The sequence below is a fragment of the Pseudomonas sp. P1_A1 genome, from assembly GCF_056406935.1.
In genome coordinates this window covers 1-23,062 of sequence record NZ_JBFTZE010000026.1, presented here as the reverse complement: position 1 = coordinate 23,062, position 23,062 = coordinate 1, and the positions used below count along the sequence as shown (strand labels likewise).

The 23,062-nt window shown below is 57.5% G+C and carries 14 protein-coding genes; 6 read left to right on the top strand and 8 right to left on the bottom strand.

The genetic code is table 11. The features are described from left to right. Positions 1-7 precede the first annotated feature (7 nt). The 4 genes from AC1D2Q_RS27320 to AC1D2Q_RS27305 all read right to left on the bottom strand — a co-directional run bounded on the left by AC1D2Q_RS27320 (position 8) and on the right by AC1D2Q_RS27305 (position 4,990). Positions 8-1,771: an FAD-dependent monooxygenase gene (locus AC1D2Q_RS27320; protein ID WP_258673841.1), complete on the bottom strand. Its 1,764-nt coding sequence runs from the start codon at positions 1,769-1,771 to the stop codon at positions 8-10. A 3-nt stretch (positions 1,772-1,774) separates the two neighbouring features. Further along, entirely contained in the window at positions 1,775-2,386 is a 612-nt protein-coding gene (locus tag AC1D2Q_RS27315) for an HAD-IB family hydrolase (RefSeq protein ID WP_018927948.1), read from the bottom strand. Then, positions 2,376-3,896, bottom strand: coding sequence for a class I adenylate-forming enzyme family protein (locus AC1D2Q_RS27310; RefSeq protein ID WP_477815241.1), 1,521 nt, complete (start codon positions 3,894-3,896; stop codon positions 2,376-2,378). Before AC1D2Q_RS27310 ends, AC1D2Q_RS27315 begins: the two co-directional genes overlap by 11 nt. 80 nt (positions 3,897-3,976) lie before the next feature. Then, the gene (locus AC1D2Q_RS27305; RefSeq protein ID WP_477815240.1) at positions 3,977-4,990 is read right to left on the bottom strand and encodes an SDR family oxidoreductase; all 1,014 of its coding nucleotides are present in this window, start codon (positions 4,988-4,990) and stop codon (positions 3,977-3,979) included. A 529-nt stretch (positions 4,991-5,519) separates the two neighbouring features. On the opposite strand from AC1D2Q_RS27305, the gene AC1D2Q_RS27300 reads away from it, so the two are divergent. Then, entirely contained in the window at positions 5,520-6,116 is a 597-nt protein-coding gene (locus tag AC1D2Q_RS27300; RefSeq protein WP_477815239.1) for a TetR/AcrR family transcriptional regulator, read from the top strand. Between the two features lie 117 nt (positions 6,117-6,233). Here AC1D2Q_RS27300 and AC1D2Q_RS27295 read toward each other — a convergent pair whose 3' ends face one another. Beyond that, the gene (locus AC1D2Q_RS27295; RefSeq protein WP_477815238.1) at positions 6,234-6,854 is read right to left on the bottom strand and encodes a glutathione S-transferase family protein; all 621 of its coding nucleotides are present in this window, start codon (positions 6,852-6,854) and stop codon (positions 6,234-6,236) included. Positions 6,855-7,224: 370 nt separating this feature from the next. Here AC1D2Q_RS27295 and AC1D2Q_RS27290 point away from each other — a divergent pair, with 370 nt between their 5' ends. Then, positions 7,225-8,097: a DNA/RNA non-specific endonuclease gene (locus AC1D2Q_RS27290; RefSeq protein WP_477815237.1), complete on the top strand. Its 873-nt coding sequence runs from the start codon at positions 7,225-7,227 to the stop codon at positions 8,095-8,097. Between the two features lie 92 nt (positions 8,098-8,189). Here AC1D2Q_RS27290 and AC1D2Q_RS27285 read toward each other — a convergent pair whose 3' ends face one another. Then, positions 8,190-8,861: a class I SAM-dependent methyltransferase gene (locus AC1D2Q_RS27285; RefSeq protein WP_477815236.1), complete on the bottom strand. Its 672-nt coding sequence runs from the start codon at positions 8,859-8,861 to the stop codon at positions 8,190-8,192. Between the two features lie 188 nt (positions 8,862-9,049). Here AC1D2Q_RS27285 and AC1D2Q_RS27280 point away from each other — a divergent pair, with 188 nt between their 5' ends. The 4 genes from AC1D2Q_RS27280 (at position 9,050) to AC1D2Q_RS27265 (ending at position 14,693) form a co-directional block, all read left to right on the top strand. Next, positions 9,050-10,831, top strand: coding sequence for a type I secretion system permease/ATPase (locus tag AC1D2Q_RS27280; RefSeq protein ID WP_477815235.1), 1,782 nt, complete (start codon positions 9,050-9,052; stop codon positions 10,829-10,831). After that, a complete protein-coding gene (locus AC1D2Q_RS27275) occupies positions 10,809-12,122 on the top strand; it encodes an HlyD family type I secretion periplasmic adaptor subunit (RefSeq protein WP_477815234.1) in 1,314 nt (437 codons plus the stop codon). The genes AC1D2Q_RS27280 and AC1D2Q_RS27275 overlap by 23 nt, the downstream gene beginning before the upstream one ends. 2 nt (positions 12,123-12,124) lie before the next feature. Further along, the gene (locus AC1D2Q_RS27270) at positions 12,125-13,504 is read left to right on the top strand and encodes a TolC family outer membrane protein (RefSeq protein ID WP_477815233.1); all 1,380 of its coding nucleotides are present in this window, start codon (positions 12,125-12,127) and stop codon (positions 13,502-13,504) included. A gap of 469 nt (positions 13,505-13,973) precedes the next feature. Further along, positions 13,974-14,693, top strand: a complete 720-nt coding sequence (locus AC1D2Q_RS27265) for a response regulator transcription factor (protein WP_477815232.1) — start codon at positions 13,974-13,976, stop codon at positions 14,691-14,693. Positions 14,694-14,995: 302 nt separating this feature from the next. On the opposite strand, the gene AC1D2Q_RS27260 is transcribed toward AC1D2Q_RS27265, so the two are convergent. Next, on the bottom strand, positions 14,996-19,366 hold the full coding sequence (locus AC1D2Q_RS27260) for a T1SS-143 repeat domain-containing protein (protein WP_477815231.1): 4,371 nt from the start codon (positions 19,364-19,366) through the stop codon (positions 14,996-14,998). 289 nt (positions 19,367-19,655) lie between these two features. Continuing rightward, positions 19,656-23,062, bottom strand: a 3,407-nt coding sequence (locus AC1D2Q_RS27255) for a DUF5801 repeats-in-toxin domain-containing protein (RefSeq protein WP_477815230.1), incomplete at its 5' end; no start/stop codon positions are given.

The window sequence follows — 23,062 nt, the reverse complement described above, 5'->3', positions numbered from 1 at the left end:
TAGCGACTTAAAGTTGGAGTTCCACTGCGTCGATCTCGGAAGATGTTGTTTTTCTGGCTCCTTTGAGCAGCCCGGATCTTACGTTCAGATAAGTGAAGAGGGTTATTGCATCGGCCCCCTGGAAAGCGATGTAGCCGTCAGGACGAATCAGCATCAACGTGCCCGCTTTGGCATGGTAACGCTTGTGCAGCCGCCAATCGGGGTCCAGCAACGTCGAGTGCCAGGAAGGCAGTTCGGCGCTGCTCAGGGCATCAATAACGCAATAAGCCTTGATGCCCGGGTAGTCCTTCTCCACCGACTCGGCCAGCGAGTAATAGCCCGGCAACAAAGGCGAAAACTGATCGGCTGCGCTGAAGATCAACAGCGTGAACGTTCCGTGGAACAAGTCGATCAAGCGTTTTGGCGGCATACCTTGCAGTTGCCACAACTCGACATCGGGTGCCAGTTGTCCGGCGCGAGGCACCGACGTCTGGAATTCAGGTTTCTTGCCTTTTTTATCCCAATTCATGCGCTGCTTTTTCGTCAGCGATTCCTGGATGTAATCACTCTTGCCGTAGTGGTACTGATGACCGGAAATCATCGACGGCAGTTTGCGCTGAACCTTGCGCCTGTTGCTTATCAGTGGCAGAACATTGTCGCGCAGCCAAACGAGGGCGCGATGCTTGACGGTAATCAGTCCGGTCAGTCGGTGTGCCGTGTTCTCGACTTCCAGGGCCACCGGGTAGCGCTCTTCGTTGTAGCTCTCCAGCAACGATGGATCAGCCAGGCCCTGATCGACATAGGCCATTTTCCACGCCAGGTTATAGGCCTCGGAAACCCCCAGGTTCATCCATTGGCCACCGATCGGGCTGCCGATATGAGCCGAGTCGCCCACCAGAAACACAGAGCCCTGCTGCAACGACTGCACGCGGCGATGTTGGAAAGAGGCGATGGTGGTCGATGAAATATTGGACAGCGTCATCTTTTGCCCGCGTCCTTCGCACAACCGCTGAAAGTTCTCCAGGCTCAAGGAAGGGCGTTCACCTTCTGGCGGCAGGTTGTAGGGCATCTCGATGAAAAGTCGATAACGGGATTGAGCGCTGATCGGCGCGACCGCGACATAACCGTCCTGTGCACCCAGGAAGAAAGCGCCTTCGTCCTTACTTCCAGACCACTCGATATCGGCATCGGCGAGCATGAAAAAGCGGTCGTAGGACGATCCTTCGAAGGTCATATCAAGACGTTTTCTGATGTTGCTGCGAGCACCGTCACACGCGACCACCCAGCGGCTGGAAAAGGATTCGGCGCTGCCGTCCGCATGATGAAGCGTCATCTGCACTGAGCCCGGCTGGTTTTCTATATCGACCAGCTCGGTGTTCCATTCAACATCTGCTCCCAACTTGTTCAGTCGCTCAAGCAGAATCTTCTCTGTCTGTGGCTGTGGCAGGCTGAGGAGCAGGGGGTAGGTGGCGTCCAGGTAGGAGAAGTTGTAGTTCAGCACCCGTTTGGCGTTCGATTGCACCGAAAACTGGTTGATAGTGAATCCGTCGCTGATGGCCTGATCGGCAACTCCCAGATCTCGGAAAATTTCCAGGGTTCTGGAATGGATGGCCATCGCTTTGGTAGCGGTCGAGGGACCGGCATTCTTTTCAATAATGCGAAAAGAGACGCCCCACTTCTTCAGCATGATTGCCAGGGACAGGCCAATCGGGCCGGCGCCTACGATCATGACTGTCGGGGTATTACCGGGTTGGCTGAAGTGCTTGGGGGCCAAAGTGCTCAGAGTGTTCATCGGTTAGTACCAGTTTCTGTAGAAGGGAGAGTTGGCAATGCCGAGCAGGGCATCGTCACCGGATGAATCCCCGTAGGCATAAATGTAAAAGTCATCAAGATTGCTCAGGCAGCCCTTGAGCCGTGTGACTTTCTCTCTCTCAACACAGTTGGTACCTGATATTCCTCCGGTCAGTTTGTTCTTCGCCGTCGCCAGGCGAGTGCCGCAGACATAGTCAAAGCCCGCTGCCTGACCCCAGGGAATCAGGTAGTTTTCCGGCGAGTTGCTGACCAGCGCAGTGACATGCCCCATGGACTGGTGCCATTGCAGCCGGCGCAGGGCCTCGGGCCTGAGCCAGAGCGGTAGCAGCTCGCTGATGAAATACTTGGCATGCTCGCGCTCTTGCTCAACGGACAGACCGCCCAGATAACAGGCAATGAATGCCAGTCGAGCTTGCATCAACGGCGTGATGCCAACGATCACGCTGAGCATTTTCGGCAGCAGGGGAATGATCCTGAGCCAGAATGATCGGGTTCCCACGATATAACGCATGTAGCGCCAGAACGTATGTCTGTCGGTCAATGTGCCGTCAAAGTCAAACACGGCCAGTACCGGTTGTGTGCCATTAGCTTGCATGAATCTCTTCCTTGAGAGAGATGATCTCGATGGTTTTGGGCAACTTGAAGCCCGAGAGGTAGCGCGAGAGCAGGGTAGAGACAGCGCTCTGGGTCAGGTCGCCGCTCCCTTCAACGCACAGGTGCAGTACGTTGACCTCCTTGTTGTCCGGGACGATGTAAGCTTTCGCGCGCACCACGTCCGGGTGCTTCAGGGCAATGGATTCGATTTCAGTCAGGTCGACCATTTGCGCTTTGATCTTCGAGATTCGCAGGCGTTGGCAATAGAAGAACACATGCCCGTCGTCGTCCCGCCAGACCAGATCACCCGTATGTAGCCAACCATCACGGAAGAACCGGGCATTGGCGTCCTCTGCATCGTTATAGCCGTCAATCACCATCGAGCCGCGAATCAGCAGTTCGCCAATGCGTCCAGGTGCGACATCCCGCCCTTCGGCATCGACGACCCGTAGTTCTACGCCTCTGATCGGTTGTCCCATGGCGCCGCGATGGACCTTGCCAATCGAGCTCTGGACAATCACCGGCATGCTCTCGGTCAATCCATAGCCTTGCAGCACCGGATTGCACCCCAGCAGCCTTCCCAGTTTCTCGGCTTCGTCTGCGGGTAAATGGCTGCCACCCGAATAAATCATCAGGTGAGGGTGCAACGGCAACAGCGCGCCCTTGCGTTTGGCCAGTCGTGTATTGAAGTAGCGAATGACGTCGGGCACCAGGCAGGCAAAGGTGACCTTATGCTGGGACAAGACTTCGGCCAGATCCCTGTTGAGCAGGGTGTTAGTCATTAACAGTGTGGCGCCCACGCTCAAGGGGAAAACCATCATCACCGACAGGCCGAAGATGGCATACAGCGGCAGCGTTACCAGATGAACGGAGCCGACACCTTGAAGATGAAACTGCTCATGCAGCCCATCACTCGATTGCGTCAGGTCAAGGTAGCGGTGAGAAACGGCCAGCGGTTTGCCGATACCCCGGTAGGTGAACTGTACCGAGACAATCGGGTTGCCTTCGGGCAGTAACAACGGCTCGGTCTGTCGGGGAAGCCGAGAGTCTGCCGTTGCGTTGTCGGGCAGGGGCGATGACGGCTCGCCTGCGGCGTTCAACACCAAGGAGTGCTGGACGCCGTAGACAGGCTGAAATGTCTCGCTATGCTGCTCGAACAGCGTTTCGGTGGTCACTACCAGCGTCGGCCTGGCGATGCTGATGACGCTGTTCATTTCGAATGGCGTCAGTTTGTAGTTGAGAATGACCGGAACCGCACCGCGACCGATGATCGCCAAATAGTAAGCGATGAATTCCACCCCATTGGGTAGAACAAGCGCTACTTTGTCGCCAGGCAGTACATTTAATGCTGAGAGTGCACCATTGCACTCTTCAGCCTTTATACGCAACTCACGGTAAGTGACGGTATCTTCTTCCGCGTCCAGATTCCTGATGGCAATGTGCTCGGGGAACGACTCTGAAAAACCGACGAACCGATGCAGAAAACCTTCTTTAGATGAAAGGCTTTTCATTTACCAACCTCTCTCAATCCTTGAATTTATGGTTAGACAAAAAAGTACTACAGAGGCAGGCTATATATAAAATGTTTCAATTAAGCATCAATGTAATTATTTTTCCGATACCAATCCAAGGTGTCGGTCAATGTTTCCGCCACGGGGCGGAACTTGCACTCCAATTCTTTTAGGCTTTTGTTGTGGCTGAAATGGGTGCGCCCTTGCTCTTGCTCCATGAGTTTGACAGTGGAGGTACTGATGAGCACCGGCTTTTTCGTGATTCGGTAATAACCTTCATAGATCAAGGCAATTATACGTAGCATGAACAGTGGCACTTTGCGCTCCGGCGCTTTTACGCCGCTGACGCTGGAGAGCGCCTGGAAAATGCTTTTCATGTCCATGTGATTGCCGGCTGCCAGGTAGCGTTCTCCGGATCGGCCGCGTGTGATTGCCGCGAGTTGATGCTCTGCTACATCCCTGGCGTCGACAACGGAAAAACTTCCAGGCAGTACGCCGGGCAATTTCTGTCCGACAAAATCGAGCAGGAACTGTCCTGATGAGGTAGGGCCGATGTCCCCAGGGCCAAACATCCAGCCTGGCAATACCATGGCAACGAACATGTCCGGGTGCCGCGCCAGGAATTCCTGAACTTTCTGTTCAGACAATATTTTACTCAGGTAGTAATCGTCAGCCTCCGATTCACTGCGAGACATTGTTTCATCGATCACCTGATCTTTATCGCCCTTCAAGACGGCAATGGAGGAGGTGTGGACTGCACGACGAATGCCTGCGGCATAAGCGGCCTGCAACAGGCGCTCGGTTCCGGTCACATTAGTGTCATACAGTTTCTGCCAGTGCTTTCCGCCTTTGTAACTATCGCGGAAATAGGCGGCTGTATGAAACAAGGCATCACAGCCTTGCAAGGCATGGCTGAAGGCATCGACATTGAGCATGTCGCCTTCGACAAATTCGACAGGCAGATTGCCGAACTGCTTCTTGGCTTTTTCGACGGAGCGGACCAGTGCTTTTACTTTGATATTTCGCTTTAAAAGCGCATGAACCACGTTATTACCGAGCAGGCCTGTAGCGCCTGTAACAAAGGCATATTCCATTAAAATCCAGCTCCTGTGGGGTAACCTGCTACTGCATTGAGATTGATGTCACCACGCTCGATGCTTTGATCAGGCAGGGGGCGTCAACGGCGGCAAGTAAAAACCATTCGGTATCTGGAAATCAAGCGGTATTTAACAGTCGCCGCAAGGTCGATGCCCTTGGACCCGACCTGAAACACGAAAAATACTGCGGTTTAGAGCCTTGTCTACAGCAGGCATTCACCTGGATCGAGTGGATCAAGGCCATCGCAAGACATTTTCGCCGTCCGTCGCCTGCCTTCTGGGGGGAGTCAAAAGACACCTTTGCAGACTCGATTCGGTAGGGGCATGCGTCCGGCTGGATACCAAGGTGCCTGAACGTGCTGGGCTCAATACATGGCATTTACATGGCACTCGTTAAAAGTTTAAACGCAAAATGATTAAGAGGGCTTAGTATAAGATATGATAGTTAAAACAGGTTTGCGCAGTGAGTGGCAGATCCGTTGCATCCAGTTACAAATAGAATTGTTTGGCCAAAGGAGCCTAAGGCGTGATTAAAAAGAGATTAGGTCGAGAAGAAAGTCAGCAAGTAACAAGGGACAAGTTATTCGATACCGCCACAGACCTTATGGTGAGAAAAGGTTTTCACGCCACCAGTGTCAACGCTATTTCCGAGGAGGCCGGTTTTTCGAAGGGTGCCTTCTTTTCAAACTTTACAAGTAAGTCGGACTTGCTTCTGCAGTTAACTCAGAGATTCAAGGGGGTTGAGATCGATCGATTGAGTGTCACCTTGACTTCAGGGTATTCATCGGAAGAACTGACTCATGGGTTGAATGCCTATATTGACACGCTTAAAAATAATACCAGTTGCGCGATTCTTGATGCTGAGTTGCAACTGATCGCCTTGCGTGATGAAGAGTTCTCAACGCATTACTACGATCTGCATCAGGAAAATAGTGAAGCCTTGGGTAAGTTGATCACCATTATATTTAATCATGCAGGCAAGAAGCCTCCTTTGGCGAATGCCGCTCTTGCAAGGACCTTCACCGCTTTGTCGGAAGGTTTGATACTGCAAGGGCATAAAGATCCGGCCTCTGAAATAAAACTGGTGTTGAACTCGCTTATCCAGACAGCAGAGCCCTTATAGAACGCTGCCATTCTTGTGATACATACGATATTCGCATGTCCGGGGCTCAGACCTCGGGCAGGATGCGAGCTGCCATGCCCATCTTTAGCGCCCACAATAAGGTCTGCGCAGTAGCGCTCAGTGATTCTGGAACGCTTTCAATCCTCGCTGTACGGCGGGCCTGGCTTCGATCGCGTCGAACCAGTGTGATAAGCGTGAAAGCACTGCCCAATCCAGCCGATCACGAAATGATGCCGCAATGGTGAAAGCAGAGATGTCCGCCATGGAGAACTGATCTCCGGCCATAAAGTCGTCGGTAAGAAACCGTTCTGCATAGACGAGTTGTTCAATGACGCGTTGATCGATAACTGTGGCCGCATCATTAAATCCTGCCTGGCGCAGGAAAAATGCGGCATGACTGGGCCCGATGACGTCCGTTACGAAAAAGAAATAACGATCAAACACCCGGTCGCGTTTTGGTCCACGATGCGCTGGTGCGAGCCGACCCGGAGCTTTTGCATCAGCGAATTGAATGATTGCGTTCGATTGGTTAATGACCAGCGGGGGTGTCGATGTAGGGTCGACCAGGGTTGGGACTTTGCCTGCCGGATTAAGCGCCAGGTACGACAAGTCGCGTTGCTCATTCGCCTGTAAATTCAGTCTTCGTGCGGTGTAGGGGATACCTGCTTCTTCCAGGGCTATTGCAGCCCTCAGACTGTTGCCGGTAGGAGCGCCATACAGCTCTATTTTCGGGCTCATCAGACACTCCCTGAAAATGAATGGATGATTATTGGATGCTACGTGAAAAGCGGCATACGCGCCTGTCTACAAGGAGTACGCACAACGTTTCGCGCCAGTTAACGAGCCCGCTTAGGTATGCCCATTCGACGAACATGGGCAAGTAGAATGTGAACGCCGCTCAGCACTAATGTGACTTGTGATGGTCAATAAACCCCGCGCGACCGTCAGCGGTCGTACTGCCCGGCGTCGACCGGATCCGCATCGGCATTTTGATCAAGGACAGTGAAAGCATGCTCACCGCAATATAATCCGCAACCGCCTCCACCTGGTTCCGTGAATCGGGATTCGCCGTACGTTTACCCCTCAATCCAATTCGAAGATTTAAAGCATGCACCTACGCAAAATTGCAGTTGGGCTGTCGGCCCTTGTTTTGCTCTCGACCGGGGCACAAGCCCGCAGTCTGCTGGATCTTATCAAGCCCCCCAGCCACCATCAGGAACAGGCGTCCCACTCGGGCTCGATCAGCCAGAGCGCGGCCCTGGAGCTCTATTCAAACAAACAGAAACAGGCATCATTTGATGGCTGCGCGGATCTGTTCCCGGCCGCGAAACCGATCAACATGGGCACTGTGCCTGCCACAATGAAACCCTTGGCCCTGTGTTCCGATAACTTCGCGGTGCTGTACTCGCAAACCAGCAAGACGCCGCTGGTAGTGGTCGAACGCCTTAATGCCGCCCAGCTGCAGGATGCCAAAGGGGAGGAGCGCACCAACCAGTTCTATCCGGACCCACGCATCCCCAAGAGTGGACGGGCAGAGTTGAGCGACTACCGTAGCCAACATCCGGCCGTGGACCGTGGCCATCAATCCCCGGCGGCCGATGCACCGAACCCCAATGCAATGGCTCAATCCTTCGCGCTGTCGAACATGGTGCCGCAAGACCCAACCAACAACCGGAAGATCTGGAGCAAGGTCGAGTCCGATGTCAGAAAGTTTGCCAAACGAGCCGATGGCAATGTTTTTGTCTTTACCGGCCCGCTCTTTGATTCAGGCCACGGCACCGTCGGCGACAACAAGGTCTGGGTGCCGACGCGCCTGTTCAAACTGGTTTACGACGCATCGTCCAAGCGTGCCTGGGCTTACGTACTGCCCAACGCTGAAACCCGCATCGAGAAACCGATGGACTATGACGCTTTCGTGAAGAGTACCGGGCTCAACTTGCTGGGAAATCTACCGGTAACAGGTTCCGTGGGGCGCTCTTGATGGCTTGATGAATTGCACCCCAAAGTCTGCTCCAGCGATGGTCAGCGTGACGCGCGAACCCGTACGCACGCCGACTGAACGTATTGCGCTGATCATCCCCGTTGCTCAGCCACCAGCAGCAACGACTGCGGCACCGGACTTTGCGGGTGCTGCGGCTCCTGCAGCGCGGCCAGCCGAAAACCGGCCATGTCCAGAGCATTGAGCCAACTGGACAACGTTCGGAAGTACCACGGCATGGATTGCCACTGCCCCTTGAACCCGGCAAAGGTCTCTTCTCGCCAACCGTCCTGATAGTCGCCTGCCGCCGCGGTCCACGGGTGCAGCGTCTGGATCACCAGTGCGCCGCCGGGGGCGAGCAGGGCGTTCATGGCGGCGAGCAGGGGGATGATGTCCTGCTGCAACAGGGCGAAGTTGGCGCAAATCAGGTTGTAGTGGCTGCCGATGTCCACTTTCGCCTCCACCAACGCTTCATAGCTCGCCAAATGCACCGGCGAAGAGCCCGCCGCCCGCGCTGCCTCGACCAGCGTCGCATCGCCATCCACACCGACCACCTCGATGCTCCGTTCAGCCAGCGCGCGCAACAGCCAACCCTCGCCGCAGCCCAGGTCGAGCACACGCTCGGGTTGACGACCCAGTATCGCCAGCAGGATGGCCTGGTCGGTGACTGTGAGGCGGCTTTCGATGGCGCCGGTGCGGATAGCCTCGATCCAGGATTGGGCGTTGTGGTGCCAGCTCTGGAGGAGGATGGATTCGGGGGCGGGCATTTTGATGTCCAGAGTAATGGGGTGGATGGAAGGATAGGACAAGTGCGGGGCCTTGTTGGGGAAAGAGCTGAACCGGGGCAATTGCAGGGATAAAACTCGTGTGCCTTTGACGGTCCGTCGATTGCTACGCACAGACGTTCGGCATGATCTAAGCTCCTCAAGGTATGACTTTCCGAGCAGGGGTTTCCATGCGAAACACACCTGAAAACAGTCTGAAAATAGCGTTGAAAGCCTGTAGAGACAGCTTTGTTTCTGTTGGCTTTTTCAGCTTTTTCATCAACGCGCTGATGCTCGTTCCTACCTTCTATATGCTTCAGGTGTATGGACGAGTGGTCACCAGCGGAAGTCTGACCACCCTGGCCATGTTGACGCTGATCATGACCGGACTGGTGGTCACGCTCGGCGCCCTGGAATGGGTCCGTTCGCGCATCATGGTTCGGGTCAGTACCCGGCTGGATGTGTTGCTGGGGCGCCAGGTCTATAAGGCCAGTTTCAAACGGGCGCTGGAAAGTGGCGGCATGGATGCCTCGGCCCAGCCGCTCAACGACTTGACGGGCTTGAGACAGTTTCTCTCCGGTAATGGATTGTTCGCCTTTTTCGATGCGCCCTGGTTACCTATCTATATCGCTGTGATGTTCATGTTCCATCCCTGGTATGGCTGGGTAGCGGTGGGCAGTGCGTTGTTATTGTTATTGCTCGCGTTTATCAATGAGAGGTTGACGGGGCCGACACTTGCCCAGGCTAACAAGGAACATATTGGCGCGACGCTCCACACCACGAAAAATCTGCGCAACGCTGAAGTCATCGAGTCCATGGGCATGCTTGAAACCCTGATGGACCGTTGGGGGCGTCGCCAGAGAAATGTCCTGTTGCTGCAGTCCGGGGCGAGCGACAGAGGTGGCATCATCAGTACGCTTTCCAGGTCCTTCCGGATCCTGGTGCAATCGCTGATCCTTGGTCTGGGGGCGTACCTGACCGTGGACCACCAGGTGGGGGCAGGCATGGTATTTGCCGGGTCCGTGCTGCTAGGGCGCGCCTTGGCCCCCATCGATCTGATCATCGGCAGCTGGAAGGGCTTTATTGCAGCCCGCTCGCAGTACCGCCGTCTCAACGAGATCCTCGACAAACAACAGGCTCAGCCCGAGCGTATGTCATTGCCTGCGCCTAAGGGGCATGTGCAGGTGGAGAGTTTAGTCGTCGCGGCACCTGGCTCGAAAACCCCGATCATCAACAACATAAGTTTTAACGTACCTGCCGGCTCCGTTGTCGGAATCATCGGTCCAAGTGCCGCGGGCAAGTCCACCCTGGCCAGGGCACTGATGGGGGTATGGGCGCCGCAGCATGGGGTGGTCCGGCTCGATGGCGCGGACATCAGCGCGTGGGACAAACATGAACTTGGGCCGTACATAGGTTACTTGCCCCAGGACATTGAGTTATTCGAAGGCAGCATCAGTGAGAACATTGCCCGTTTCACCGAGGTCGATTCCGAGAAAGTCATTCTGGCGGCCAAGACTGCCGGCGTTCACGAAATGATTCTGCTGCTGCCCGATGGCTATGACACCGTCATTGGTAGTGGTGGCGTCATGCTATCGGGAGGGCAGCGCCAACGCGTAGGCCTGGCCCGCGCCCTGTATGGCAACCCGCGGCTGATTATCCTCGACGAGCCCAATTCCAATCTCGACGAAGTAGGTGATCGCGCCCTGGCGGCGGCCATCCAGCAGCTCAAACTGACAGGGGCAACCCTTTTTGTGATTACCCACCGAACCAACATCGTGTCCCAACTTGACCGGCTGATGGTGATGATCAGTGGCACCGTCAGTCACTATGGGCCACGCGAGCAAGTGCTGGCCGAACTCAACGCGCAGCAGGCGCAAAGGCACGCCACGCAAACAGGCGCAAGCGTGGCTTCGGTTACTACTCGCAAGGGTGATGCCGATGGACCGTACGATGCTCAGTCGTCAAATGGATAATTTCGCCGACCTGGCGGTATCTGATCGAAAGATCCGTCGCCTGGGTTTTGGCATTGTATTGATGACCTTCGGGGTGTTCGGCACCTGGGCGGCGATCGCGCCGCTCGATGGCGCTGCTTACGCGCCTGGCGTGGTCACCGTGCAGGCTTACCGGAAAACGGTACAACACCTCGAAGGTGGCATCGTCAAAGAGGTGCTGGTCCATGACGGTGACATCGTCAAGCAAGATGATCCGCTGATTGTTCTCGATGATGCCCAGCTGCGAGCCGAATACGAGATGACCCGAGGCCAGCTCATTGCCGCCAGAGCCATGGAGGCAAGACTCAAGGCTGAGCGGGACAATCTGCCGGTGATTGACTTTGGCGTCATGACCGATCCCGACAGTCTGCGAGGTGCCGAAGCCCGCCAGGGCGAGACCCAGGTATTCAATGCACGACGGGGGTCACGGCTGGGCCAGATATCGGTGCTGCAAGAGCGCATTGGTCAGTTGAACCAACAGATCAAGGGGCTGGAGGCGATGATCGGGGTCAAGGGCCAACTGAATAAATCCTACAGCGGTGAAATCGTTGAATTGACCGACATGTTGTCGCAAGGGTTCGTCGACAAACAACGTCTGCTTGAGCAGCAGCGCAAGCTTGAAATGGTCAAGTCCGAATTGGCCGACCACCGTTCCACCATCACCAGGACTCGCCTGCAGATCAACGAAACACAGCTGCAGATTCTACAAGTCGATAAAGACTTCAATGCCGACGTCGCCAAACAATTGGCCGAGGTTCAGACCAAAATCTACGACCTGCAAGAGAGAGCTTCCGCCTTGGAGGACCGGCTCAGCCATATCATCATCCGCGCACCCGAGGCGGGTATGGTGATTGGCATGACGGTGCATACGATTGGTGGAGTTGTGCGCCCGGCGACGCCGCTGCTGGACATTGTTCCATCGGTTTCCGAACTGGTCATAGAGGCCCAGGTGGCACCGGTCGATATCGACCGCATCGCAATCGGCAAGCGTGCCGATATTCGTTTCGGTGCGTTCAAAAGCTCGACCACGCCGGTGATCGAAGGCGAGGTCAGCAGCGTATCGGCTGATCGGCTGACCAACGAAAAGACCGGTGCGGGCTATTACCTGGCGCGGGTTCGGGTAACCGAAGCCGGTGCGCGTACCTTGGGTGAGCGCAAGTTATTGCCGGGGATGCCGGCGGACGTGCTGATCATCACCGGGGAACGCACGCTGTTGCATTACTTGATGCAGCCGGCCCGCGATGTCATGTCTCAATCAATGATCGAGGAATGATCATGCGAGCGTCGACAGTTCTGCTGGGCGGGGCGTTCATGTTTGCAGCAGGTGCCGTTCTGGCGCAAACCACCGAAGCAAAGCCGACCGGGGTCAATGCCTCGACGTATTCCACGGATCTCATGCAGTTGTATCGCGAGGCCCGGCTGGAAGACCCGCGGGTATTGGCCTCGTATGCGCAAGCGAAGGCGGGCCAAGAACATCAGCGCGAGGCCCTGGGCTCGCTGTTACCACAGGTGTCGCTCAACGCCGGGCAGAACCGGATTCATCAGGAGAGCGACCTGGTGCAGCGCAGTTACGATAGCGAAATCTACAGCCTGGTGCTGCGTCAGTACCTCTACAACAAGGCCGCGTGGGAGAACTACCAAAAATTCAAAAGCCTGGCCAAGCAATCCGAGTCGCAAGCGCAGGAGGCCCAGGCCGAGGCCACCGTGGACTTGGCCCAGCGTTACTTCGCCGCGTTGGCGGCTGAGGATGAACTGGAGTTGGTAAAGACGGAGCGTCAAACCACGCAAAAGAGTCTGGACAGAGTCAATGCGTTGTACGAAAAGCAGCTGGCAATGATTACCGATCAGCTCGACCTCAAGGCTCGGGTCGATTTGCTGGCGGCGCAGGAACTGGATGCCCGGAACCAGGCCAGTATCACGCGCGAGGCACTGGCGGAGATCGTCGGTCGGCCGGTCAAGGAGAAGCTCAACCGGATTCGCGATGACGTGCAACTACAGGTGTCGGCGCAGAGTCTTGAATCGTGGGTCCGCGAGGGGATAGCGCAAAACCCGGCGCTCAAGGCCAATCAAAGTGGCGTCGAAGCAGCAGGCGCTGCGTTGCGCAGCGGCAAGGGCGGACACTATCCAACCGTGAGCCTTACGCTGAGCGCGCAGCAGACCAACGAGGGCTACAACAACTCCCTGGCGCCCCGTACCGACAGTTATGTCGCGGGTATTGGCGTGCAAGTGCCGATATACAGCGGTGGTTCAACCTCGGCGCGGGTGCGTGGGCTCTATCAGGATCAGATTGTGGCAGAGCAGCAACTGGAATCGGTCCAGCGCCAGGTGGTCAAGGAGATCACCACCGCTTATCTGACCGCCAACTCCAGCGCAGAAAAGATCAGTGCGAGCCGGCATGCCCTGGCCTCGGCACAGTTGTCCAGAGTGGCGGCAGAGAAAGGACTCAGTTACGGAATGGTCAATGCCGTCGATGTACTGACCAGCGTACGCAACGAATTCCGGGCTCGTCGAGATCTGCTCAAGACGCAATACGACTTCGTCACCAATGTCTTCACGCTCAATCGCTGGGCGGGAAAACCGCCTGTCGAGGGTGTCGAAAACGTTAATGCCTGGTTGGGCCCGGGCAGCTCCAGCCAAAGCCTCACATCCCCCTGATCCTGCCAGCAATACCGATTTTGTATTCCGGCCTGACTGGACGCTGCCAGGCTGGTTTTTCAATGCGTGCTCGACAGATTTAGACGTTAAATTGACGCCATTATTACCTCTATACTTGCTTGTACACCATTCGTCGGTTAATTGACGATTTGGTCGGGGTCAGACTTCGGTTTCGAGTCGCCAAGTTCGAAGCTATTACATTGATTTTAAAGAGTTTTATATCTATTTTGAGCGTCTCCCGTGCTATCCGTATAAGGCTGAGTCGACGACTGGCAGATGGGCGGGCCGGCAGCGCGCTGTGCTGGCCTAGACTCAGTTGAGCGGCTGGCAGTAGCACATCATTATGCGCAAGCCATTGATGATTATTCCTAGTTATGTCGTTTCGATGGCTTTGCCCGGCGAGTTGCTGATCCAGAAAGGCCAGCGGGTGTAAGGCCATAGTCCATCTTTCAAGGGAGTCAGGAAAGTAATGACGGCCCAAAGAAATCCAATACGCGTGATGCTGATTGATTGTCGTCCCCTCGTGCTCATGGGTCTTCAAGACGTGATCAATGCCCGAAAGCCTCAGATGGAAGTGAGCGGCCAGGCCACCACCTATACCAACGCGCTGGACCTTGCCGATCAGTTGCGTCCCGATGTCATTTTTTTCAGTTTCTTTCCGGATGCGCTGAACCCTCTGTCGGTCATCACCGGACTTGCCCGTAGCGCCGAAATGAAAGTGCTGGTGCTCAAGGGCCTGTACGAAACCGTCCCCGTTGCCCAGGCGATAAAAGCGGGTGCACGCGGCATCGTGCTGGCAGAAGACACGACGGAATCGATCATCCGGGCCATCATCGCGGTCCACTATCGCGACATCGGACTGAATAGATCCTGGGCCGTTGGGCTTTCCGGCTATGCTGCGACCGGGCATATGCCCTTGAAACGCAATTCGGAGCAGGCGAAACAGGCGCAGCTGACGCTGCGCGAGAGGGAACTGATTCGCGCCATCGTGGGGGATCCGTCCGCCAAATACATGTGCATCGCCGGGCGCCTGGGCATCAGTGAACACACCGTGCATAACCACCTCAGCAACATCTATCAAAAGCTTCATCTCGTTAATCGCATCGACTTGCTGATGTACGCGCAGAAGCATGGGCTCACCAACAACAACGAAGACCCGCCTGAGTCCACTCGGGCGCAATCGGACTGATCGGACCGACGGGGGCGCGCCTCGGTACGGCGCGGGCAGCCATTGGGCAGGGGACAAACGTGTTCTTGTACGCCCGGTAATCTCGTCAATAGCTTCTACCCGACCCCAAACACCCTGGACCCATCGTTTTGCTGTGCAGCAGCGTCAGAGGCTGTGTGCGGCGTTGGTGCGCCTGGTGTCAAAGGCTTTGCATCCCCTGAGCCCGGGAAGCTCGTCTGGCCTCGTTGGCTCAGGAACGAAGCGACCCAAATGAAAACGGCCTGGCCCCTTGTGGGAGCCAGGCCGTTTGCCCTCAGTGATGTTCAGACAATGTCAGTGCTTGCGATGTGGGTCACACCGACCAATTCGATGATGGTGGTAATGCCATTGCCGTCGGCATCAAATGCCAGGTAGCCGTCGCCTCCAACGACGCCGAAGTAGTATTTCGTCGTGCCGTCCAGCGCGGTATCGGCGGCGGCGGTGAACGCCGCCAGGTTGGTGGCTGGTGCCGGCACTTCGGTAAAGTTCGTCACCGAACCCGCCACTGTGAAGTCCAGCTTGTCAGTGCCAGTGGCAAAGCCGCCATCGACGACAGTCAAGACCGTGGAGAGCAGCCCGTCGACGTCGGTATCGGCGATCACGAACGTGTTCACCCCCGTTGAGGCCGTCACGCGGTTGTCGCCAACAATCGTTACGTCCAGGGTTTGCGTGGCCGTTGTGTCAGCGTCGGCATCCGTCAGCGCCACATCGAAGGTCAGGTGGGCGTCCGGTGTAGTCGTGGACACGAAGCCGATGTTGACGATCTTGATGGGTTCGTTATTGCCCTCCGTGGTGTCGCCGCCGAAAGCTGTCAGGCTGGAACTGAGCGTTGCGCCCTCAATCCCCGGAGTCGCGGGATTGTCGATGGCCCCATTGAGCTGGTACCCGCTTCCGCTTGTGTTTTGGGTCGATGTCACCACTTGCGCGCCCTGGATCGAGTAGTGCTCTGTGCCGAAGTTGTAGTCATTGCTCTCGAAGACCACGATGCCGTTCTGTGCCTTGGCCACGAAGCCGTAGGTGGGCACACTGTCATTGAGAACGTCGTCGTTACCGACGGAGTTCCCAACAATGAAGGTCCGATTGATGGTTGCCCCGGAAACATCATCAACCAGCTTCAATACCACTACCATGTCTTTACCGGCGCCAATACCGGCTTGTGTGAACTCGATAAAGATCGCCTTGCTCGTGGCCCTGTCCAGGGCAGAATCGGTGTGCCCTTTCGGATTTGCCTTGTAAAAGTCCAGATCAATCACCTCGTCCGATTGGAGTGTGTCGCTGGCAGCGCCAATCGAATCCGATGAGACCGTGACATACCGTCGATCATTCGAGAACAAGCCTGTGCTGGAGTCATAAGCGAAGGTTTGCGGCGTCCCATTATTCACGCCGAATCCTTCGAACTGCACAAAGAAGTTGCTGGCAAGCGTCATTACCGAGACCGGTGGATTCGATCCAACGGGCGTGTCTGAGTTGAACGCATAGCCCTGAAGGGGGTTTCCAGGCGTCGAGGTGTTCAGGATGCTGAAGCTCTGAATTTCCTGATCCAGTTTCAAGGTATAGGTGTCAGCCACCTTGTCAAAGATCAGCGTGCCGGTGGCGTTGCTGGTCGCTCCCTGCGCCGGATTGTTGGACACGTAGGTGAAGCCCACGTTGAACGTCGCCTGGCTATCAGTCTCCGAGACCCAACTCACCGATTTGTTGGTGATGGCGTTCGTACCGACCGTGACGCCCGTGAGGGCCACGGACAGGAAGTCGGAGTTCGACGCGCTGTAAGGTGTCGCGTGGGTGTCCGCGCCAATCGAGTAACCGAAGACACCCGTTCCACCGTGATCCGTCACAAGCGACCCGTTGCTGCTGTTCGCATAGATCAGGTTCGACTTGGTCGTCACGATCGGCGTGTCGTCGTCGACGGTGATGACCAGCTTGTCGGCCGCGGCCGTCACCGTGTCGCTGTCCTTGTCGGTGGCTTGCAGCAGCGTGCCCAGGTTGATGGTGATGTCGTTCTCGTCGTTGCCAGCCGCGTGATCCAGCTGCTTGAGCAGCGTGAAGGTGTAGGCACCCGCTGCGGTGAGGCTGAACGTGAACACGTCGGCACCGGCTACGCCGGCCTTGGCGGTGAGCGTGTTGCCTGCGACGCTGTACACCAGCGCCACCCCGCCCGAGCTCAGCGCCGGCAAGCCGCTGGTGACACTCGACAAGGCATAGGTCAGCGGCGTATCGGCGCCGGACTGGAAGATGCCGGTCACGCTGCCGCTGGCCGTGGTCGCCTGGCCAGCCACGTCGCCCGTACCACCGGCGATGCCATTGGTCAGGCCGTCCTCGTCAACGGTTCCCGTCACGGCGGTCCCGGTCGCCGTCGGCGTGTCGTCGTCGACAGTGATGACCAGCTTCTCGGCCGCGGCCGTCACCGTGTCACCGTCCTTGTCGGTGGCTTGCAGCAGCGAGCCCAGATTAATGGTGATGTCGTTCTCGTTGTTGCCTGCCGCGTGATCCAGCGGCTTGAGCAGCGTAAAGGTGTAGGCACCCGCTGCGGTGAGGCTGAACGTGAACACATCGGCACCGGCTACGCCGGCCTTGGCGGTGAGCGTGTCGCCCGAGACGCTGTACACCAGCGCCACCCCGCCAGAGCTCAGCGCCGGCAAGCCGCTGGTGTCACTCGACAAGGCATAGGTCAGCGGCGTATCGGCGCCGGACTGGAAGATGCCCGTCACGCTGCCGCTGGCCGTGGTCGCCTCGCCAGCCACGTCGCCCACACCACCGGCAATGCCATTGGTCAGGCCGTCCTCGTCGACGGTTCCCGTCACCGCGGTCCCAGTCGCCGTCGGCGTGTCGTCGTCGACGGTAATGACCAGCTTCTCGGCCGCGGCCGTCACCGTGTCACCGTCCTTGTCGGTGGCTTTCAGCAGTGAACCCAAGTTGATGGTGATGTCGTTCTCGTCATTGCCTGTCGCGTGATCCAGCGGCTTGAGCAGCGTGAAGGTGTAGGCGCCCGCCGCGGTGAGGCTGAAGGTGAACACATCGGTCGTGCCGGCCTTGGCGGTGAGCGTGTTGCCCACGACGCTGTACACCAGCGCTACTCCACCGGAGCTCAGCGCCAGCAAGCCGCTGGTGTCACTCGACAAGGCATAGGTCAGTGGCGTGTCGACACCGGACTGGAAGATGCCGGTCACGCTGCCGCTGGCGGTGGTCGCCTCGCCAGTCACGTCGCCCACACCACCGGCAATGCCATTGGTCAGGCCGTCCTCGTCGACGGTTCCCGTTACAGCGGTCCCGGCTGCTGCCGGCCCGTCGTCTTCGAAGATCATCTGGGAGCCGATTTCGGCTTTCGTAATAGAGGCTTGGAACAGGTGGAGGCCATCGATATCAAAGTCGGCGTGGGCATTGCCCTTGGCGTTGAGAGCCGCCCCGTTCTCGATGAGCACACGGTTGTGAACCGCCGTTGTGGTGTATTCAATCTGGTAGCCGGCCAAAATTCCGGTGATGGTTGCAACCCCATTAACAATGGTGATGCCAATGGCCGGATCATCCTCCTGTCCGGGGGCTGAATTGTCGATCACCGTCCCGGCGCTGTTGAGGACGCGAACATTGACGATGTCAACCTTCGTATCATTCCCATATCCGTCGATGAATTGCGTGCCAGATTCAACAGCGGTGCTGAATGCGCTGATTTTTACGACAGCACTCTTGCCGCTTTGCAACTGCACGACGTCGAAGCTGACCGTATTCACGTTGACGACGCCGGTAAAGTCGGCGTTGGCTTCGACATCTGCTTCATTCTGATCCAGGTTGGGAATGGTCACATTCTGCCTGGCACCCGAGACGAACGAAAAACGAATGCCTTCCTGTTCCGTAATCATCTGGTTGTTGGTGCCGAAGGTGGTCGGCCCACCTGCCTGGCTGGTATTGATCGTGTCGCCAGTATTTATACTGACGCCAGTTGACTGATTCGCCGGATCCTTGCCGGTGGCAATGATGGCGGGATCCGTGATCCGCACGACACCATTGACCGTTTCAGTTGCCGGGGTCGCTGTCGTGAACATCAGGAAGAGGTTCTGACCGGAGGGCGCATTCTCGAGACTGAATTCCAGGTTCTGACTGGCTCCGATGAAAACCACACCCGACAGATCGACCGGATCATCGGGGTTTGTAGCAACTGGATTGCTGAGCGGTTGGTACTCCACGGTCCAGATCTTGCCGCCCGTAACCGGCGATCCGGTTTCTTCAATATAGGCAGCGAACACGATCGCGCCACCTGCCCCAGCTCGGCCCACAAGGATATTGTTGTTCACCGTATCGGTATAGAGAAGGATGCTGGTGCCATCGAGGGTATCCAGTCCGCTGTCCACGCCATTGAGTGGCGCGCCATTGCTGCCAACGAAGCTGACATCGGTAGCGCTTGTTGCGCCGCTGATGGTGAACGCATCACTGCCGGTGTTCCCCACGGCACCGGTATAACCACTCAAGGCCGCATCCATTGCGGTACCTGCCCCAAGGGCGGTCAAACGGGTAGAGAAGGCCGAGGGCAGGGGTGTCGCCGTGTCGTTGTCGTTAGCGTCTTCCGCAGCGCCTTGCGTGGCGGTGGCGTTCTGCAACCCGGTCGTTTCGTCCAGCGTAACGTCCACGCCGGTGGACACGACGCTCAGAGTGCTAATAGTCATGACTTTTCCTGTGCAGTTGCGGTCATCGAGGCCTGACCGTTGGACCGTTGATCTTGGCCGCAACTATGGCAAGGCGCCGGGGTACTGCACATCGACCGATACTCCCAGACGGGGTGGGAGTTTCAGACTACCTGGGAGGGGGAAACGGGATGAGGACGCGAGGGCGCGCCGCCGCCTATTCCGTTTGGGGCATGTCGCCTGCGATCCGTGCGAATCTCATATCAGAACTGCAAAAAACAATGCGAGGGTGGCTTTCACCACCCTCGCATTGTTTTACGCGCGCGCTGCCTCAGGCGCTGCCATGGACAATGTCGGTATTCAGTAGATCAACCCCGACCAAGGTGATGGTCGTGATTTGTCCGCCCGTTTCGGCAACCGTCACGATGCTGTCCGCGCCGCTGTTGTCGATCGACTGGACAACGGAGCTCTGGTCGCCATTGAGCACCAGCGTGTCGCGCAGGCCTGCGCTCGCATCGAAGCCGGTGACCTGGTACTTGTTCTGGGTGAATGACAAATCGACGTTGAAGGCATCCCGCTCACCGCTCGTGCCCACCAGTGTGAAGTCGAAGGTGGTACCCAAGTCGTTGGCGAACAGGTTGGCGTCGAACGTACTCGTCGCCGAGTCCCCATCCTTGTCCGTCAGCGTCGCGTTGAACGCCAGCTTGACATCGCTGGCCAGGCTCTCGGTCTCATGAGTGAACTCGATCACCGGGATCTTGATCTCGCCTCGGCCCATCGTGAGCTGAACAGCGTCGATCAGCTTCGTGCCCTGCTGCTGAATGACGAAGGACACCTGTCCGCCGGCCTCCGGCGTCAAGGTGTTCACCTCGATCAGGTTCGAGAACGTGCCATCGTCATAGTAGGCCCTGTAGTACAGGTCCTCGGTCGCCGTGTTGTAACCCCCCACGGAGTTGTCGATGAACACCTTCACGCTCGTCAGCAGGCTTTCCGGATTGATCACGAAGCTTTCATCGGCATTGCTGATGGCCGCCAGGTTGTCTCCCTGGAGAAGGTTATTGGCGACGCCGATGCCCGCCGTGCTGACGTTCAGGGCCGCCGGGTCGATGTACGACGGCAGCGGGTTGGTCTGTAGCTGGGCTTCGGTGGGGTCGGGGGCCCCGAGCCCGATGCCGGTCAGGATGTCCGCGGTTGACGCAAGCGGCTTCGCGGAAAAGAACACAATCTCTTCGGATGCCGAAGGAATGGTTGGGTTATTCGTCTCCGGAATCAGCAATGTGCGCACCGGATCCGGGCCGCCGGCAGTGAGCGAGCCGTCGGCACTGCTGAGCACGATCTGCGAGCTGAAGCCTTGCACCAGGTCCAGTGCATAGGTGCCATTGGCATAGGCGGTTAGCGTGTAGTCAACGGTGGTATTCGCGGTGGCGGCGTTGTTGTCGAAATCACCGGTCAACGTGCCTGCGAAGTGGAACGCGCCGTTGACGTCCGGTGAGGGCGATTGCTCGGTGAGCGTGCCCGTCCCGGTCGTGGTCGTGTTGTCTGGCCGGACGAGGGTGAATTGGTTATTCACCAACGAAATATCCAGACCGGTCGCCCCCAGTCCGTCGGCTCCGGTTGAATGATCCCAGTATCCCTGTTGTGGAAGGATGCTACCGGTTCCGATCAGGTTGCCAAAGGCGAGTGATGGACCGTCGTCCTTGAACACCAGGTTCTGGCCGATGTTGAGGGTCGCATGGGCACTGTCGCCGTCCTTGTCGGTGATTGTTGCGGTCAGGGTCACCAGATTGTCCGAGGTCAGCGTCTTCGAATCATCCGGATTGGTTGGGTCGGGATGCACCACCGCGCGGAGTTGGTCGAGGGTGACGTCGCCATTAGCGGCCACGCTAGCCGTGAACACCAGCAGGTTGGTGATGGCCGTGCGGCCTTCGACTACGCCGCCGTTGAGCGACAGGTTGACCGCCTCACCGGTGGCGGTATCCGTCAGTCCGGAGCCTCCGGCCACCACGCCCAGCGCATAGGTCAGCGTACCGGCACCGTCGGCGCCAAACGCCGAGGTGAAGTTCGCCGCGAAGTTCTGGGTGTCGTCGGTCGTCAGTACCGTTTCGTCAACCGTCAGGGTTGGCTCCGTGCCGGTGGTGCTGATGCTTGGCCCGTCATCCTTGAACACCAGGTTTTGGCCGATGTTGAGGGTCGCATGGGCACTGTCGCCGTCCTTGTCGGTGATGGTTGCCGTCAGGGTCACCAGATTGTCCGAGGTCAGCGTCTTCGAATCATCCGGATTGGTTGGGTCTGGATGCACTATGGCTCGTTGCTGGTCGAGAGTGACGTCACCGTTGGCGGCCACACTGACGGTGAACACCAGCAGGTTGGTGATGGCCGTGCGGCCTTCGACCACGGTGCCATTGAGCGACAGGTTGACCGCTTCACCAGTGGCGGTATCCGTCAGCCCGGAGCCGCCCGCTACAACACCCAGTGCATAGGTCAGCGTGCCAGCCCCATCGGCGCCAAATGCCGAACTGAAGTTGGCGGTAAAGCTCTGGGTGTCGTTGGTCGCCAGCACCGTTTCGTCCACTGTCAGCGTTGGCTCCGTGCCGATGGTGCTGATGCTTGGCCCGTCGTCCTTGAACACCAGGTTCTGGCCGATGTTCAGCGTCGCATGGGCACTGTCGCCGTCCTTGTCGGTGATGGTGGCGGTCAGCGTTACCAGGTTGTCCGAGGTCAGGCTCGTCGAATCATCCGGGTTGGTCGCATCGGGATGCACCACGGCGCGGATCTGGTCGAGGGTGACATCACCATTGGCGGCGACGCTGACGGTGAATACCAGATCGTTGCTAATCGCCGTGCGGCCTTCCACAACTGTACCGTTAAGCGACAAATTCACCGCTTGGCCGGTAGCGGTATCGGTCAGCCCGGAACCGCCCGCGACCACGCCCAGCGCATAGGTCAGCGTACCCGCACCGTCAGCGCCAAATGCCGAGCTGAAGTTGGCGGTAAAACTCTGGGTGGCGTTGGTGGCCAGTACTGTTTCGTCGACCGTTAGGACTGGCTCCGTGCCGGTGGTGCTGATGCTTGGCCCGTCATCCTTGAACACCAGGTTTTGGCCGATGTTCAGCGTGGTATGAGCGCTGTCGCCATCCTTGTCGGTGATAGTGGCGGTCAGGGTCACCAGATTGTCCGAGGTCAGACTCGTCGAATCATCCGGATTGGTTGGGTCTGGATGCACCACGGCCCGTTGCTGGTCGAGGGTGACATCACCATTAGCGGCGACGCTGACCGTGAACACCAGCAGGTTGGTGGTGGCCGTGCGGCCTTCGACCACTGTGCCGTTGAGCGACAGATTGACGGCCTCACCGGTCGCCGTGTCGGTCAGTCCGGAGGCACCGGCTACCACGCCCAGCGCATAGGTCTGCGTGCCGGCCCCGTCAGCGCCAAACGCCGAGCTGAAGTTAGCGGCGAAGCTCTGGGTGGCGTCGGTGGTCAGTACTGTTTCGTCGACCGTCAGCGTTGGCTCCGTGCCGGTGCTGCTGATGCTTGGCCCGTCATCCTTGAACACCAGGTTTTGGCCGATGTTCAGCGTGGTATGAGCGCTGTCGCCATCCTTGTCGGTGATAGTGGCGGTCAGGGTCACCAGATTGTCCGAGGTCAGACTCGTCGAATCATCCGGATTGGTTGGGTCTGGATGCACCACGGCCCGTTGCTGGTCGAGGGTGACATCACCATTAGCGGCGACGCTGACCG